This is a genomic window from Streptomyces sp. NPDC051738 (genome assembly GCF_044453205.1).
Lineage (GTDB): Bacteria > Actinomycetota > Actinomycetes > Streptomycetales > Streptomycetaceae > Streptomyces.
Genome location: NZ_JBITCM010000001.1, coordinates 367,681 through 382,773, shown reverse-complemented (window position 1 = coordinate 382,773; position 15,093 = coordinate 367,681). Strand labels below are relative to the sequence as shown.

The following is a 15,093-nucleotide window of genomic DNA, read 5'->3' as shown; positions in this document are numbered from 1 at the left end:
GTACGTGACCGAGACGACCCACACGCAGACACCGCCACCGGGGAACGGGCCCAAGCCGCGCAGCCCGGAGTTCCGGCTGGCCGCGGACGCCCTGCACGGGCTGCGGCAGGACCTGTTCCACGACGCCTTCGCCTACCGTCCGCTGCCGCGGATGCGGGTCGACGGCCCGCTGACGCGCCGGCTGCCCGGCCGTCTGCGCGAGTACGCGGCCTGGACGCCCCATGCCGTGATCTCCACGGTGGCCCTGCTCGCCCTGTTCATCGGCAGTGTCGACACCGACGGGCCGTCCCTGCTGGTCGGTCCGATCTGTGCGATCCCGATTCTGCTGACCATGGCGCGGCCCGTCGGAGCGTTCTGGCTGTCCATGGCCGCCACCCCGGTCGTCGCGGTGATCGGCGGCGCGGGCGAATGGCCGTGGATGCCGGGCAGCCTCGCCTGCCATCTGACCGTGCTGACGGTCGTGGCCCTTCGCACCAGGCCCCGCACGGCGGCGTGGATGTGGGGGGTGACGGGGGCGTACGGCCTCGTGGCGGACGCCGGTGGCGGCAGCGGCTACTACGGCACGAACACCGGCCCCATGATGGTCATCTCCACGATGGTCCTGCTCGTCGTCGCTCTGTGGCACATACGCCGCGACGCCCGGCAGGAGGTCACCGCCCAGCAGACCGAGACCGCGCACGAGCGCTCCCGGCGCACCCTGCTGGAGGAGCGCACGACGATCGCCCGCGAGCTGCACGACGTGGTGGCCCACCACATGTCGGTCGTCGCCATCCAGGCCGAGGCCGCCCCCTACCGGGTGGAGAACCCGCCGCCGGAGCTGGAGCGCGCCTTCGCCACCATCCGGGAGAACGCGGTGGCGGCCCTCACCGAACTGCGCCGCGTCCTGGGCGTCGTCCGCGCCGAGGACTACGAGGCCCCGGACGCCCCGCAACCCACCCTCGCCGACCTGGACGCGCTGCTGGCGAACGTCCGGGACACAGGACTGGCCGTCGAGAAGGCGGTGACCGGCGCGGTGCGCGAGCTGCCGCCGGGAGTGGAGCTGTCGGCGTACCGGATCGTGCAGGAGGCACTGAGCAACAGCCTGCGGCACGCGCCCGGCGCGAGCGCCCGCGTCGAGATCGGGTATGTGCTCGGCGGCCTCGGCCTGCGCATATTCAACGGCCCGCCGCCCGCGCCCGCCCTGGTGAAACCCTCACCCGGCGCCGGGCACGGCATCACCGGTATGCGGGAGCGTGTCTCCATGCTGAACGGTGAGATGACGGCGGGCCGCACCGAGGACGGCGGCTACGAGGTGGCGGTGTTCCTGCCGGTCACCACGACCACAGAGGACAACTCATGACCATCCGCGTGCTGATCGCGGACGACCAGATGATGGTGCGCGAGGGCTTCTCGGTCCTGCTCAACGCGATGCCGGACATCGAGGTCGTCGGCGAGGCGGTCAACGGCCGCGAGGCGGTGGACCGGGTCCGCGAGCTCACCCCGGACGTCGTGCTGATGGACATCCGCATGCCGGAGCTGAACGGCATCGAGGCGACCCGGGAGATCGTGGCGGCCGACGGTTCGGCGAAGGTGCTGGTGCTGACCACCTTCGACCTCGACGAGTACGTGTACCAGGCGCTGCGTGCGGGAGCCTCGGGCTTCCTGCTGAAGGACGCCTCGGCACGCCAGCTCGCCGACGGTGTGCGGGTCGTGGCGGCCGGCGAGGCCCTGCTCGCCCCCTCCATCACCCGGCGGCTGATCACGGAGTTCTCCAAGCTGTCCGACTCCCCGCGCCTGATGTCCTCGGCGCACGCGGCGTACGGGGAACTGACCGAGCGCGAGACGGAGGTGCTGGTCCTGATCGCCCAGGGCCTGTCGAACTCGGAGATAGCCGAGCGCCTGGTGGTCGCCGAGTCGACGATCAAGACCCACGTCAGCCGCATCCTGGTGAAGCTGGGTCTGCGGGACCGAACCCAGGCAGCGGTGTTCGCCTACGAGGCGCGGTTGGTCACGCCGGGCTGACGAAGGGACGGCTGTGCCCGCCGAGTCAGAACTCGGAGCCGCCGCCTGCGATACGTACGGGTGACACAAGCGCGATACGGATCAGGCCGGGCTCGGGAGGAGGGGCGTCGTAGACGTAGGTGACGGTCAGCGTGGGTCGGACGGCCGTGCCTTCGAGGCGCGTCGTATAGATCTTCATGCCCCCGACGGCGCTCTGGGCTCGCCGACCGAGCGTCGGGCTCTTCTCCAGTTCGGCTCGCAGTGCCTCGACGGCCTCAAGTGCTCCGCCGCCGATGGTGAGGCAGCGGGCGTGGGCCTCATGGGTGATCTCGGCGATGGTCGGCTGCTGGTCTTCGCTCACTGATCGGTTGCCCGAGTCCTGCGGATTCCGGCGACGGCCGCCGCCACGGCTGCGTCGAAGTCGGGATCCTGACGTGCGGCGACCCGGCCGCGGAACTCCTCCACGAGGCGGACGACCCCAGAGAGATCCGCGGGATCGGCATGGTTGATCTCGCGGGCCAGCTCGGCCTCGAAGTCGTCGGCGTCACCGGGGAAGCCGTAACCCATGGTGAGGGCGGCGCGAAGCTCCCCGATGGTACGCATCGGGGGGATGAGGGGCTGGCCGGACTCTGCCGGTTGCGTGGTCATGGGGTCGGCTCCCTTCCGCGGTGTCGCTTTCACCGTACCCGGATGATTCCGCCGCCCGCTGCGGCTTCCGGGTCGCGTTCGTCGTGGGCTACTCATGCCGCGGCCAGTTCGCACCAGACGTACTTGCCGCGGTTGCCGTTTCTGGACTGTGGCTGCCACCCCCACAGGTCGGCGCAGGCGCGGATCAGGGCGAGACCGCGGCCGCCCTCAGCGTCGGTCAAGTGGTCCGACGCTACTGGTGGCTCGGGTGGTTCGGGGTCCGCGTCCCAGGCGCCGATGCGGAGGACGCCGGCCGAGCAACGTACCCGTAGGGCGGCGGGGCCCTTGGTGTGCAGTACGGCGTTGGAGATCAGCTCAGCGGCGAGGAGCTCCGCGGTGTCGGCGAGGGTGATCAGGCCGTGCATGGTGAGGATCAGGCGGAGGGTGCGGCGACAGACGGTGACGGCTCGGGGGTCGTTGGGGATGTAGATGGAGTACTCCCAGGGTTCGTCTGGTGCAGTGGGTTCGTTCTCGGGCACGGCTGGCTCCTTGGGGTGTGGGGGAGTTGACCGGGAGTTCGGTGGCAGTGCCGCAGCCGTCGTGGCAGGGCGGAGCGGTGCGCTTCCGAGGTTCCGGTGGTTCCGCAGCGTGTGCGTCGCGTCACTGAAGGTATGGCACTAATTCATGCCGGTGCAACCCGTTGGCGTAATCTGGCACCCGAACGTGGCGCCCTGACAGGGGTGTTGAGATCTGGAGGGTGCATGCCGCCGAGGAGTAATCCCACTGCGCGACAGGTGCGTTTGGGAACCGAACTGCGCAGGCTGCGCGAGGCTGCCGGTTTGAAGGCCCGGGATGCGGCAGCGTTCCTGAACTCGACGTCGAGCCAGATGAGTCACGTAGAGCTGGGCATCGCGGCCATCAGTGCGGAGCGCGTCCGTCGTCTGGCTGCACACTACGTGTGCATGGACGAGGCGTTCCTCGATGCCCTCGTGGCGATGGCGACTGACCGCACGCGTGGCTGGTGGGAGGAGTACCGGGAGGTCCTGCCCCAGGTGAACCTGGACGTCGCCGAGACGGAGCACCATGCGAGGTGTCTGCGAGACGTCGTCATCACCCGTATCCCCGGACTCCTTCAGACGCCGGACTACGCCCGTGCGGTCTTCGCCTACATGAACCCCGGGCTGTCCGAGGACGCGGTGAACCTCAAGGTGGAGTACCGGATGAGGCGCCGTACCGTCATCGAGGGCGACAACCCCACCCCGTACGAGGCGATCATCCACGAGGTGGCTCTGCGGCTCCGGGTCTCCGACCGTGAGTGCTCGCGTGCCCAACTCCGGCAGATTCTGGACCTGATCGAGCAGGGCGCCGCCACTGTGCGCGTCATCCCCACCGACCAGGACGGTTTCGCGGGTTCCGGGGCTTCGATGATGTACGCGGGAGGTCCTGTGTCTCGGCTGGACACCGGGCTGCGGGACTCACCCGCCGGGGTTGCGTTTATTGATGGCGAATCCCAGCTGAATCGACTACGGGCGTTGCTCCGTAGGGTGGAGAGTGCGTCGCTGGACCCTGTGGCGTCCCGCGATTTCATCCACCGTTTGGCGAGGGAGCTGTAGTGAACTGGCGTAAGTCCACGTACTCCGACGGCGGCGAAGGCGACACCTGCGTCGAGATCGCGGAACTCCCCACCCACATAGTCATCCGCGACTCCAAGACCCCCACCCGCGCCACCCTCTCCTTCCCCACCTCGGCCTTCACCGCCCTCATCACCCACCTGAAGGGCCACCCCTCATGGAACAGCGAGTCACTCTGATCACCCTCGGCGTCTTGGACCTCGCCCGCTCCAAGGCCTTCTACGAAGCCCTCGGCTGGCAGGGGCAGGAAGTCCAGGAGACCGTCTTCTTCCAGGCCGGTGGACTCGGGCTCGCGCTGTGGGGCCGGGACAAGCTCGCCGAGGACTGTGGGCTGGAGCCGGGCAAGGCAGACGGGTTCGGCGGGATCGCGCTCGCGCACAACGTGCGGTCCGAGGCCGAGGTCGACGAACTGCTCGCCGCCGCGGAGCGAGCCGGCGGCACCGTGACCAAGCCCGCCGCCATGAACGAGATCGGGTTCTACTCCAGCGCCTTCACCGACCCGGACGGCCACGCCTGGGAGGTCGCTCACAACCCCGGCTTCCCGCTGGGCGAGGACGGCACGGTCACCCTCCCCGACTTCGGCCAGGCCTAGACCCGTTCCGCGGCCGGAAAGAGGCGTTGGACCGCCGCGACGACCGCCGCGCGGCGGGCAGCCAGGGACGGGTCGCGGACCTGGCCGGCGGCTGCCTCCACGAGGTCGAGCTGGCCGGGCCAGGCCATGGCGATCTGGTTGAGGAAGACGGGGATGTCGATGGGCTCCCAGGCGGAGTCCAGGTGGCCGGCCTCCTGGGCCTTGCGGATCTGCTCGACCTTGCGGCGGACGGTTTCCCGCGTGGGGCGGTGTCGGCGGTGCCGCCCGCCAGTTCCAGCCACACCCGCTGCACGTCTGCCGGTCCGGTGAGGGTCCGAACCCCGGGCTCCACGATCCGGAGCAGGCAGGCATCCCGCCGAGCCCGCAAGCGCCCCGTCCGTATGAGACCGGATGAGACCCCCCTGGTCAGACCGCCCGTCCCCGGGCTAGCGTCCGCTCATGGCAGCCTTCGACCCGTGGGACCCGGCGTTCCTCGCCGACCCCTACCCCGCCTATGCCGAGCTGCGCGCCAAGGGCCGCGTGCACTACTACGAGCCCACGGACCAGTGGCTCGTCCCGCACCACGCCGACGTAGCGGCACTGCTGCGGGAGCGGCGGCTCGGGCGGACGTACCAGCACCGTTTCTCGCACGAGGACTTCGGGCGGACGGCGCCCCCCGCCGAGCACGAGCCGTTCCACACGCTCAACGACCACGGGATGCTCGACCTCGAACCGCCGGACCACACCCGGATCCGGCGTCTGGTGTCGAAGGCGTTCACGCCGCGCACGGTCGAGCAGCTCAAGCCGTATGTCGCCGAGCTCGCCGGGCAGTTGGTCGGCGAACTCGTGAAGGAGGGCGGCGGCGACCTGCTCACCGATGTCGCCGAGCCACTCCCCGTGGCCGTCATCGCCGAGATGCTCGGCATTCCGGAGGCCGACCGTGCGCCTCTGAGGCCCTGGTCGGCCGACATCTGCGGGATGTACGAGCTCAACCCGGCGGAGGATGTCGCCGCCAAGGCGGTGCGGGCGTCCGTCGAGTTCTCCGACTACCTGCGCGAGCTGATCGCCGAGCGGCGCAAGGAGCCGGGTGACGACCTCATCTCCGGGCTCATCGCCGCCCACGACGAGGGCGACCGGCTCACCGAGCAGGAGATGATCTCGACGTGCGTGCTGCTGCTGAACGCGGGGCACGAGGCCACGGTCAACGCCACCGTCAACGGCTGGTACGCCCTGTTCCGCAACCCCGACCAGCTGGCCGCCCTACGCGCCGACCACTCCCTGATCCCCTCCGCGATCGAGGAGCTGATGCGCTACGACACCCCGCTCCAGCTCTTCGAACGCTGGGTCCTGGACGAGATCGAGATCGACGGCACGACGATCCCGCGCGGCGCGGAGATCGCCATGCTCTTCGGCTCCGCGAACCATGACCCGGAGGTCTTCGAGTCCCCGTCCCGGCTGAACCTCACCCGCAAGGAGAACCCGCACATCTCCTTCAGCGCCGGTATCCACTACTGCATCGGCGCGCCGCTCGCCCGCATCGAGTTGGCGGCATCGATGACGGCCTTGCTGGAGCAGGCCCCGACACTACGCCTGACGGCGGAGCCGCAGCGGAAGCCGAACTTCGTGATCCGGGGGTTGGAGGGCCTGCTGGTCGAGCCGGCGTAGGCAAGTTCAGCCCGTCCCGATCTCGCCCCCGCCGCCCCTACCCGTCCCGTCCTCCAGGGGCTCCGCCCCTTCGACCCCGCCAGGGGGCTCTGCCCCCTGGACCCCCGCTCCTCAAACGCCGGAGGGGCTGAAATTCTCGGCGCCGGTCAGGGCATTCCAACCCGTCCGGCGTTTGAGGACAAGGCCCCTTAAGGGCCGAAGCGGGGGTCTGGGGGCCGCAGGCCCCCAGGGACGGGACGGGTAGGGGCGGCGGGGGCGAGAAGAACCCCACCCGCACCCCCACCACCACCCCTCACGTCGTCAGATCCCGCCGCCGCACCCCCACCAGCCCCCCAACCACCAGCACAACCGCCAGCCCCAGCAAGACCAGCACCGCCCCCCACTCCATCCCCCCACCCGGCAACTTCGGCAGATGACCGAACGGCGACAGATCAAGCACCGCCTGCGGGACATCGAGCGCAGGACCCACCCAGCCGATCAGCAGCACCGCCCCGGCCACACCCCACGCCGCCATCGCGGCCCGCGGCAGCACCCCGTACAGCAGCACCGCCAGCCCACCGACGACCCACACCGCCGGAAGCTGGACCAGGCAGGCGCCCAGGACCGGTCCGACCTGCTTGCCGTAGCCGACGGCGAAGCCCAGGCCGGCGAGGAGCATGATCAGCGCCGAGCCGGCGAAGGCGATCACGAGGTGCCCGGCCGCCCAGCGCACACGGCTCACCGCGCCCGCCAGGATCGGCTCGGCCCGCATCGAGGTCTCCTCGCCATGCAGCCGCAGCACCGACGACACGACATACAGGGCCGCGATCAGCCCGAGCATGCCGACCATCGACGCGAGGAACGCGTCCGTCAGCCCCGCCTGGCCGCCCATGCGCTCGAAGATCTCCCGCGCGTTGTCGTTGTCGCCGACCAGATCGGCCACCCCGTCGGTGAGCCCGCCGTAGATGACCCCGGCGAGGAAGAAACCGATGCTCCAGCCGAGCACGCTGCCCCGCTGCAGCCGCCAGGCCAGCGCCCCCGCCGTGCCGAGACGGCCGAAGGCGGGCCCCGGCCGGGCGGGCAGGAAGCTCATCCCCACGTCCCGGCGCCCGGCGAGCTCGTACGCCACCGCGCCCTGCACCAGAGCCGCCCCCGCGAACAGCAGCAGCACCCACCACCGTTCGTCCGCGAAGGCCCGCAGGTTCTCCAGCCAGCCCAGCGGCGACGCCCACGTCAGCGCCGACGAACCGTCGTCCGACGCCGAGTCGCCCGCCGCCCGCAGCACGAACGCGGCGCCCACCAACCCCGCCGTCAGCCCCCGCGCCAGCCGGGCGCTCTCCGTGAACTGGGCGACGATCGCCGCCAGCGTGGCGAACACCATGCCGACCCCGGCGAGGCCCAGCCCGAAGGCCAGCGCACCGGAGGCGCCCTGTCCGGCCAGTCCGGCCGTCACCAGCAGGGCCAGCACGGCGTTCGCGACCGCCGCCGTCAGCAGCGCGGCCGTCAGCGAGGCCCGGCGCCCCACCATCCCGGACGCCACCAGCTCCTGACGGCCGCTCTCCTCCTCGTCCCGGGTGTGCCGTACGACGAGGAGCAGGCTGACCACGGCCGCGAGGGCGCCCGCGTACACGCCGACCCGCCAGGCCGTCAGGGCGCCGATCGAGTCGTCGAAGACGGGGCCGATCAGCGCGCGGAAGGAGGCGTTGCCCGCCGTGTCCTGCAGCAGCTTGGCGCGGTCGGCCGGGGAGTCGTACAGGTTCTCCAGCGTGTTCGGCATGGAGAGGATCATGAGCGCGTTCACGCCCACCCAGACCGGGATCATCAACCGGTCGCGGCGCAGCGCGAAGCGCAACAGCGTTCCGGTGCCCGCCAGTTGGCGCGAGCCTCCCGGTCGTACGTCGAAGGCGGTGGCGGTCATCGTGCGGCCACCCCTTCCCGCACGTCGTCCTGGTAGTGCCGCAGGAACAGCTCCTCCAGCGTCGGCGGTGTCGACGTCAGGGAGCGCACGCCGGACTCGCTCAGCGAGCGCAGTACGGCGTCCAGTTTGTCGGTGTCGACCTGGAGGCGGACGCGACGCCCCTGTACGTCCAGGTCGTGGACGCCCGGGAGATGGGACAGCCCGTTGGGCGCCCCCGCCAGCTCGGCCGTGACGCTCGTCCGGGTCAGGTGGCGCAGGTCGGCGAGCGAACCGCTCTCGACCGTACGGCCCTTGCGGATGATGCTGACCCGGTCGCAGAGCTCCTCGACCTCGCTGAGGATGTGCGAGGAGAGCAGGACCGTACGGCCCCTGTCCCGCGCCTCCTCCACGCAGTGCTGGAAGACCTCTTCCATCAGCGGGTCGAGGCCCGAGGTCGGCTCGTCGAGGATGAGCAGGTCCACGTCCGAGGCGAACGCCGCGACCAGGGCGACCTTCTGCCGGTTGCCCTTGGAGTAGGTGCGGCCCTTCTTCGTCGGGTCCAGCTCGAACCGTTCGATCAGCTCGGCCCGGCGGCGGGTGTCCAGACCCCCGCGGAGACGGCCGTAGAGGTCGATGACCTCACCGCCGGACAGGTTCCGCCACAGCGTCACGTCACCGGGCACGTAGGCGATCCGGCGGTGCACCTCCACCGCGTCCGTCCAGGGGTCGCGGCCGAGCACCTGCGCGCCGCCCGAGTCGGCACGCAGCAGACCGAGCAGGACGCGGATGGTGGTGGACTTGCCGGCGCCGTTGGGGCCGAGGAAGCCGTGGACCTCGCCGGCCTCGACGTCCAGGTCGAGCCCGTCGAGCGCGTGTGTCTCGCCGAACGACTTGTGCAGTCCGGCGACGGTGATGGCCTTCGTCATGCTTCAGAACGTACGCTTCTTTCAGGAATTTGTGAAGTTAAGGAAGCGTATAAATCGCGGATAGACTCGGCGGCACGGGAAAGGCGCAGGGGAGATGATCTACGGATGACGGAACCGAGTGCGGCGGGGCGCGACCCCGAGGCGTTGTCGAAGTTCGTGGAGGCCTTCGCGGCCCAGCTCGTCGAGGCCGGGATGCAGCGCATGGCCGCGCGCGTGTTCGCCGCGCTGCTCGCCTCCGACTCCGGCGCCATGACCTCCGCCGAACTCGGCGCACAGCTCCAGGTCAGCCCGGCCGCCATCTCCGGCGCGGTGCGCTACCTCGCCCAGGTGCACATGGTGTCCCGCGAGCGGGAGCCGGGCTCACGGCGTGAGCGCTACCGGGTGCACAGCGACCAGTGGTACGAGGCGCTGACCAACCGGGACGCCGTCCTCAAGCGCTGGGAACAGACCCTGCGCGAGGGCGTCGACAACCTCGGCGCCGAGTCCCCCGGCGGCCTGCGCATCGCCGAGACGCTGGCCTTTTTCGAGTACCTGGAGGGCGAACTCGGCAAGCTGATGGAACGCTGGCGGGAGCACCGCGACAAGACCTTCGGCCAGGGCTGACCCCGGCCCCGGCCCCGATCCCGCGCCTCCCCCGCGTTACCGCTCCCTCGTCTCCTCCAGCACGGTCCGCCCCAGCAACGCGTACCGCTCCGGCGACCGGCGCTTGAGGTACTGCGCGTACCCGATGCCGCCCAGCGCGATCAGGGCGACGATCCACGGCGTCGCCTTCAGTACCAGTGAGCCGGATTCCGGGCCGGCCGCGACCCCCATGTTGGACACCAGCAGCACGACCACCGCGAGCATGGCCACGCCACCCACCAGCGGGGCGGTCATCGTCCTGAACCAGTGACGGCTCTCGGGGTGGTGGGAGCGGAAGTACCACAGCACCGCGAAGGAGCACACCGCCTGCACGACGAGGATCGCCATGGTGCCGAGGATGGCGAGGAGGACGTACGTACCGGTGTACGGGTCCTTGCCCGCGATCCAGAACGCGGCGATCAGCACGCCGCTCACGACCGTCTGGACCAGGCCCGCGACGTGCGGGGAGCCGTGCTTGGCGTGGGTGCGGCCCACGGTGTTCCGCAGCGAAGGCACGACTCCCTCGCGGCCGAGGGCGTACATGTAGCGGGCGGCGCAGTTGTGGAAGGCCATGCCGCAGGCCAGCGAGCCGGTGATCATCAGCCACTGCATGACGACGACCGCCCAGTGGCCGACGTACTGCTCGGTGGGGTTGAAGAAGAGGGCCAGCGGGTCGGCGGTGGCGACCTTCACGGCATTCGACTCGCCGGTGCCCGTGATGGCCATCCAGGAGACGAAGACGTAGAAGACGCCGACGCCCAGGACGGAGATCATCGTCGCCTTGGGGATGATCTTCTTCGGGTTGCGGGACTCCTCGCCGTACATCGCCGTCGACTCGAAGCCGACCCACGACCAGAACGCGAAGAACAGACCGAGGCCGGCGGACGTGCCGGTGAAGGCGTTGACCGGGTTGACCGGGTCGATGCTGAAGCCGTCCGGGCCGCCGCCGTGGAGGGCGACCGAGATCGCCATCGCGGCCAGGATCGTCACCTCGGTCGCCAGCAGCACGACGAGCAGCTTCTCGGCGACCGAGACGCCGAACCAGGTGCCGGTCGCGTTGATCGCGAGCATCAGGGCCGCGAACGCCCACCAGGGGACGTCGAGTCCCGTCTGGTCCTTGAGGGTCTCCGTCGCGAAGGTCGAGAAGATGCCGATCAGGGCCGGCTCGAAGACGACGTACGCGAAGGTCGCCAACAGGCCCGAGGCCAGGCCGATCGAGCGGCCGAGGCCGTGGGAGATGAAGCCGTAGAAGGCCCCGGTGGAGGTGATGTGCTTCGCCATCGAGGTGAAGCCGACGGAAAAGATTGCCAGGACGACCATTGCGACCAGGTAGCTCGCCGGGGCTCCGATGCCGTTTCCGGCGGAGACCATGAAGGGCACGTTGCCCGTCATCGCGGTGATCGGCGCGGCGGTCGCGACGGCCATGAAGACCACGCCCAGCAGGCCCACGGCATTGGGCTTGAGCCGGTGCACGGTTCCTGTGTCGCCCGCCTTCGCCTCCGGGACGACGCCCTCCTGTACTGCCATCGGGTGGCCCCTTCCTGGTTGCCGTGGTCGCGCTGCGCACTGGTGCCGGATCGGAACTCCGGAATGGAGCTCGGGAGTGCAACTCCGGAGTGGAACTCTGCGGTCCGAATGAGTCGGCCAAGGGGGTCGGTGCGTTAAATGTTTGTCACCCATACCTTTGGAAAGCTGCCGGAAGACGGGCCGGTCGAACGCTTCTGTTAACTCTCCGGCGGGCCATGGACCCGCCCCGCGGGCCCCTCGTACGGTCGCCGCCATGAGCTACACCTCCACGGTCGGCGGCGAGCGCCACCGCTTCGACTCCCTCGCCCGTCTGCTCGCCGCCGCGAGCCCCGAACGCTCGGGGGACCGGTTGGCCGGGCTCGCGGCCGGGAGCGCCCAGGAGCGGGTCGCGGCGCGCTGGGCGCTGGCGGAGGTACCGCTGACGGCCTTCCTGGCCGAGCCGGTGATCCCGTACGAGACCGACGACGTGACCCGGCTGATCATGGACACCCATGACCCGGCCGCCTTCACGCCGGTGGCCGGGATGACGGTCGGTGAGTTCCGGGAGTGGCTGCTGTCGGAGGCGGTGGACGCGACGACGCTGGCGGCCGTGGCCCCCGGGCTGACGCCGGAGATGGTGGCGGCGGTGTCGAAGCTGATGGGCAACGCGGATCTGGTGGCCGTCGCCCGCAAGGTGCGGGTGGTGACGGCGTTCCGCTCGACGATCGGCCTGCCCGGACGGCTGGCGACGCGCCTCCAGCCCAACCACCCCACCGACGACCCGGCGGGAGTGGCGGCCGCACTGCTGGACGGCCTGCTGCTCGGCTCCGGCGACGCGGTGATCGGCATCAACCCGGCGACGGACAGCCCGAAGGCGGTACGCGACCTGCTGGAGCTGCTCGACGGGGTGATCCAGCGGTACGCCATCCCCACCCAGTCCTGCGTCCTGTGCCACGTCACGACGAGCGTCGGGCTGATGGAGCGGGGCGCCCCCGTCGACCTGGTCTTCCAGTCCATCGCGGGCACGCAGGCGGCGAACGCCTCCTTCGGAGTGACCCTGCCGCTGCTGGACGAGGCGTACGAGGCGGCGCTCGCGCTGGACCGGGGGACGGTCGGCCAAAACGTCATGTACTTCGAGACCGGCCAGGGCGCCGCACTCTCGGCCGACGCGCACCACGGGGTGGACCAGCAGACGGTGGAGGCGCGGGCGTACGCGGTGGCCCGCCGCTATCGGCCGTTGCTGGTGAACACGGTGGTCGGCTTCATCGGCCCGGAATACCTCTACGACGGCCGGCAGATCCTCCGCGCGGCCCTGGAGGACCATTTCTGCGGCAAGCTGCTCGGCCTGCCCATGGGCCTGGACATCTGCTACACGAACCACGCGGACGCCGATGACGACGACGTGGCGACGATGCTGACCATGCTCGGCGTCGCGGGCGCGTCCTTCGTGATCTGCACGCCGGGCGGCGACGACATCATGCTCAACTACCAGTCGGCCTCGTATCACGACGCGCTGTACCTGCGGGAGGTCCTGGGGCTGCGCGCGGCTCCGGAGTTCGAGGCGTGGCTGGAGTCGATGGGCCTGCTGGACGAACGGGGCGCGATCCGGGACGTCTCGGACACGGCGGGGGCGCATCCGCTGACAGCGATCGGAAGGGAGCTGGCGGCATGACGGACATGACGGGACATCAAATGCCTTCTGCTACGGCTGACTTGGCGACGGCAAGGGCAGGTGACCGTAAGCCCGACGCGCCCTTGTGGGCTGCCCTGCGCCGCCACACGCAGGCACGCATCGGCCTGGGCCGGGCGGGCACCTCGCTGCGGACCCGGCACCGCCTGGAACTCCAGACCGCGCACGCGGCGGCGCGGGACGCGGTCCACTCGCCCTTCGACTCGGACACGGTGGCGGCGGCGCTGCCCGGCCTGCCGACGGTACGGGTCCGCAGCGCGGCGCCCGACCGGCTGACGTACCTCCAGCGCCCGGACCTGGGCCGACGCCTCGACCCGACCGACCGCGCACACCTCCCGGTGGGGGAGTGGGACGTGCTGTTCGTGATCGCGGACGGCCTGTCCAGCCGCGCGGTGCACGACCACGCGGCGACGATGGTCCGCGAGACGGTCGCCCGCCTCCCCGCCGACTGGCAGGTGGCCCCGGTCGTCCTCGCCGAGCAGGCCCGCGTGGCCCTCGGTGACGACATCGCGGCGGCGATGGGCGCGGTGCTGGTGGTGGTCCTGGTCGGGGAGCGGCCGGGCATGTCGGCGGCGGATTCGCTGGGCGCGTACCTGACGTACCGGCCGGTGCCGGCAGTGACGACGGACGCCGACCGCAACTGCCTCTCCAACATCCGCCCGCCCCTGGGCCTGACCTATGAGGTGGCGGCGGGGAAGCTGGCGGGGCTGATGGGGAGGGCGCGGGAGGCGGGGGGAACCGGGGTGGGCCTGAAGGACGAGTCGGACGCGACGCCCTTGCTGCCGTAGCGCCGGGCACTGCCGTAACGCCGCATCCGCCCGTCGTAGCGCCGCACCTGCCCGTCGTAGCGCCGCACCTGCCCGTCGTAGCGCCGCACCTGCCCGTCGTAGCGCCGCACCCGCCCCTCGCCCGACCTCACCCCGACGCCGGCAACGTCAACCCCCAAGCCCCCTCCCGCACCGTCCACGTCCGCCGCCGTACCGGCCCCGCCACCACCGCATCCGCCCGGTACCGGAAATCCGCGCCCGAGACGGTCACGGTCCGCCCCTCGGCCCGCAGCGGTGTGGCCTCTGCGCCCACCGACACCGGCCGTACTTCCACCGCGGCCACACCGGCGATCCCCGGCGTCACCGACATCGCCTCCACCGGCTGGTCGAGATCCACCAGCATCACGCCGTCCACCTCGACCCGCAGCCGCGACGGCCCGGCCCCGGACCCGGACCCGGCGCCGGAGGCAGGACGCGCAGGCACCAGCGTCCGTACGAACGACTGGCACGTCCGCAACCACGGCCGCCCGACCCCGAACCCCGCACCCGAGCCCGCACCCGACCCCAGCCCCTCCCCCTCGGCGCCGTCCGGCGCGACGGGCTCCCGTACCGGCGGGATCCGCAGCGCGCCCAGCACCACCCCGTCGCTGTCGTCCACGAGCAGATCGAGCCGCCGCTCCACGCCCTCCAGCACGGCCCGGGCCGCCGCCACCGCGCTCGTCGGCACCCCGAGGGATCCGGCCAGCGACAGCGCACCCCCGACCGGCACCACCGACAGTGCGCATTCGGCCAGCTCCCGCTGCCGGTGCAGCAGGGTCACCGCGCGCGTCAGCGCCCGGTCGTCGCCGACGACCACGGGCCGCCGCAACCCACGGCGCGCCAGGGCCCGGGCGAACTCGTGGGGATCGTCCGGCAGGCACACTTTCGTCGCCGCACCCGCGCTGAGCACGTCTTTCGCGATCCTGACCGACTCCCCGTCCGTCATCCGAGCGACCGGATCGATCACCACCAGCAGCTGGTCGGACATCGCGAAAGTCGCCACCTCGGCCATGCCTCGCTTCCTCGGGTAGCATCTTTGTGCAAGAGCCCCTTGCGCTATTGCGCCAGGGGCTTCGTCTATTCCGGGGCCATCCGGTACGACGGTTCGCGCCCAACGACGGTCGCGGCCGGCGGTGGTGCACGCGGCGGAACACTACGCGTGCACCCCTGACCTTGGACATGCCCCGCCCGGAA

Annotated in this window: 17 protein-coding genes; 9 read left to right on the top strand and 8 right to left on the bottom strand. The window is 70.9% G+C overall.

Going from position 1 to position 15,093, the window contains the following annotated elements:
• Positions 1 to 4: 4 nt before the first annotated feature.
• Positions 5 to 1,339, top strand: a complete 1,335-nt coding sequence (locus ACIA8X_RS01645) for a sensor histidine kinase (protein WP_393449793.1) — start codon at positions 5 to 7, stop codon at positions 1,337 to 1,339.
• Entirely contained in the window at positions 1,336 to 2,001 is a 666-nt protein-coding gene (locus ACIA8X_RS01640) for a response regulator (protein ID WP_393449790.1), read from the top strand. The genes ACIA8X_RS01645 and ACIA8X_RS01640 overlap by 4 nt, the downstream gene beginning before the upstream one ends.
• A 25-nt stretch (positions 2,002 to 2,026) precedes the next feature.
• Here the strand turns inward: ACIA8X_RS01640 and ACIA8X_RS01635 are convergent, their stop codons facing one another.
• From ACIA8X_RS01635 to ACIA8X_RS01625, 3 genes are all read right to left on the bottom strand, one after another.
• Complete coding sequence (locus tag ACIA8X_RS01635; RefSeq protein ID WP_393449787.1) at positions 2,027 to 2,341, bottom strand: hypothetical protein; 315 nt, start codon at positions 2,339 to 2,341, stop codon at positions 2,027 to 2,029.
• Positions 2,338 to 2,583, bottom strand: a complete 246-nt coding sequence (locus ACIA8X_RS01630) for a hypothetical protein (protein WP_393449784.1) — start codon at positions 2,581 to 2,583, stop codon at positions 2,338 to 2,340. Before ACIA8X_RS01630 ends, ACIA8X_RS01635 begins: the two co-directional genes overlap by 4 nt.
• A 137-nt stretch (positions 2,584 to 2,720) precedes the next feature.
• Entirely contained in the window at positions 2,721 to 3,146 is a 426-nt protein-coding gene (locus ACIA8X_RS01625; RefSeq protein WP_393449781.1) for an ATP-binding protein, read from the bottom strand.
• Positions 3,147 to 3,368: 222 nt separating this feature from the next.
• Here ACIA8X_RS01625 and ACIA8X_RS01620 point away from each other — a divergent pair, with 222 nt between their 5' ends.
• From ACIA8X_RS01620 to ACIA8X_RS01610, 3 genes are read left to right on the top strand one after another with little or no spacing between them, the layout of a single operon-like run.
• A complete protein-coding gene (locus tag ACIA8X_RS01620) occupies positions 3,369 to 4,220 on the top strand; it encodes a helix-turn-helix domain-containing protein (RefSeq protein ID WP_393449778.1) in 852 nt (283 codons plus the stop codon).
• Positions 4,220 to 4,417 (top strand): DUF397 domain-containing protein, encoded by a 198-nt coding sequence (locus tag ACIA8X_RS01615; RefSeq protein ID WP_393449775.1) that lies wholly within the window; start codon positions 4,220 to 4,222, stop codon positions 4,415 to 4,417. Before ACIA8X_RS01620 ends, ACIA8X_RS01615 begins: the two co-directional genes overlap by 1 nt.
• Complete coding sequence (locus ACIA8X_RS01610) at positions 4,396 to 4,830, top strand: VOC family protein (protein WP_393449772.1); 435 nt, start codon at positions 4,396 to 4,398, stop codon at positions 4,828 to 4,830. Before ACIA8X_RS01615 ends, ACIA8X_RS01610 begins: the two co-directional genes overlap by 22 nt.
• Here the strand turns inward: ACIA8X_RS01610 and ACIA8X_RS01605 are convergent.
• Positions 4,827 to 5,111 carry a hypothetical protein gene (locus ACIA8X_RS01605; protein WP_393449769.1) on the bottom strand — a complete coding sequence of 95 codons (285 nt, stop codon included), beginning with the start codon at positions 5,109 to 5,111 and terminating at the stop codon, positions 4,827 to 4,829. The two genes, ACIA8X_RS01610 and ACIA8X_RS01605, sit on opposite strands and share 4 nt — an antisense overlap.
• A 157-nt stretch (positions 5,112 to 5,268) precedes the next feature.
• On the opposite strand from ACIA8X_RS01605, the gene ACIA8X_RS01600 reads away from it, so the two are divergent.
• Complete coding sequence (locus ACIA8X_RS01600) at positions 5,269 to 6,474, top strand: cytochrome P450 (RefSeq protein WP_393449766.1); 1,206 nt, start codon at positions 5,269 to 5,271, stop codon at positions 6,472 to 6,474.
• 292 nt (positions 6,475 to 6,766) lie between these two features.
• Here ACIA8X_RS01600 and ACIA8X_RS01595 read toward each other — a convergent pair whose 3' ends face one another.
• The gene (locus tag ACIA8X_RS01595) at positions 6,767 to 8,371 is read right to left on the bottom strand and encodes an ABC transporter permease (protein WP_399457542.1); all 1,605 of its coding nucleotides are present in this window, start codon (positions 8,369 to 8,371) and stop codon (positions 6,767 to 6,769) included.
• Positions 8,368 to 9,276: an ATP-binding cassette domain-containing protein gene (locus tag ACIA8X_RS01590; protein ID WP_399457541.1), complete on the bottom strand. Its 909-nt coding sequence runs from the start codon at positions 9,274 to 9,276 to the stop codon at positions 8,368 to 8,370. The genes ACIA8X_RS01595 and ACIA8X_RS01590 overlap by 4 nt, the downstream gene beginning before the upstream one ends.
• A gap of 105 nt (positions 9,277 to 9,381) precedes the next feature.
• Here ACIA8X_RS01590 and ACIA8X_RS01585 point away from each other — a divergent pair, with 105 nt between their 5' ends.
• Positions 9,382 to 9,879 (top strand): GbsR/MarR family transcriptional regulator, encoded by a 498-nt coding sequence (locus ACIA8X_RS01585; protein WP_393449758.1) that lies wholly within the window; start codon positions 9,382 to 9,384, stop codon positions 9,877 to 9,879.
• A gap of 36 nt (positions 9,880 to 9,915) precedes the next feature.
• Here ACIA8X_RS01585 and ACIA8X_RS01580 read toward each other — a convergent pair whose 3' ends face one another.
• Positions 9,916 to 11,424, bottom strand: coding sequence for an APC family permease (locus tag ACIA8X_RS01580; RefSeq protein ID WP_399457540.1), 1,509 nt, complete (start codon positions 11,422 to 11,424; stop codon positions 9,916 to 9,918).
• Between the two features lie 253 nt (positions 11,425 to 11,677).
• Between ACIA8X_RS01580 and ACIA8X_RS01575 the strand changes: the two genes are divergently transcribed.
• On the top strand, positions 11,678 to 13,075 hold the full coding sequence (locus tag ACIA8X_RS01575) for an ethanolamine ammonia-lyase subunit EutB (RefSeq protein WP_399457539.1): 1,398 nt from the start codon (positions 11,678 to 11,680) through the stop codon (positions 13,073 to 13,075).
• 20 nt (positions 13,076 to 13,095) lie between these two features.
• Positions 13,096 to 13,881: an ethanolamine ammonia-lyase subunit EutC gene (gene eutC / locus ACIA8X_RS01570; RefSeq protein WP_399457759.1), complete on the top strand. Its 786-nt coding sequence runs from the start codon at positions 13,096 to 13,098 to the stop codon at positions 13,879 to 13,881.
• Positions 13,882 to 14,008: 127 nt separating this feature from the next.
• Here the strand turns inward: eutC and ACIA8X_RS01565 are convergent, their stop codons facing one another.
• The gene (locus tag ACIA8X_RS01565) at positions 14,009 to 14,911 is read right to left on the bottom strand and encodes a diacylglycerol kinase family protein (RefSeq protein ID WP_399457538.1); all 903 of its coding nucleotides are present in this window, start codon (positions 14,909 to 14,911) and stop codon (positions 14,009 to 14,011) included.
• Positions 14,912 to 15,093: the final 182 nt, after the last annotated feature.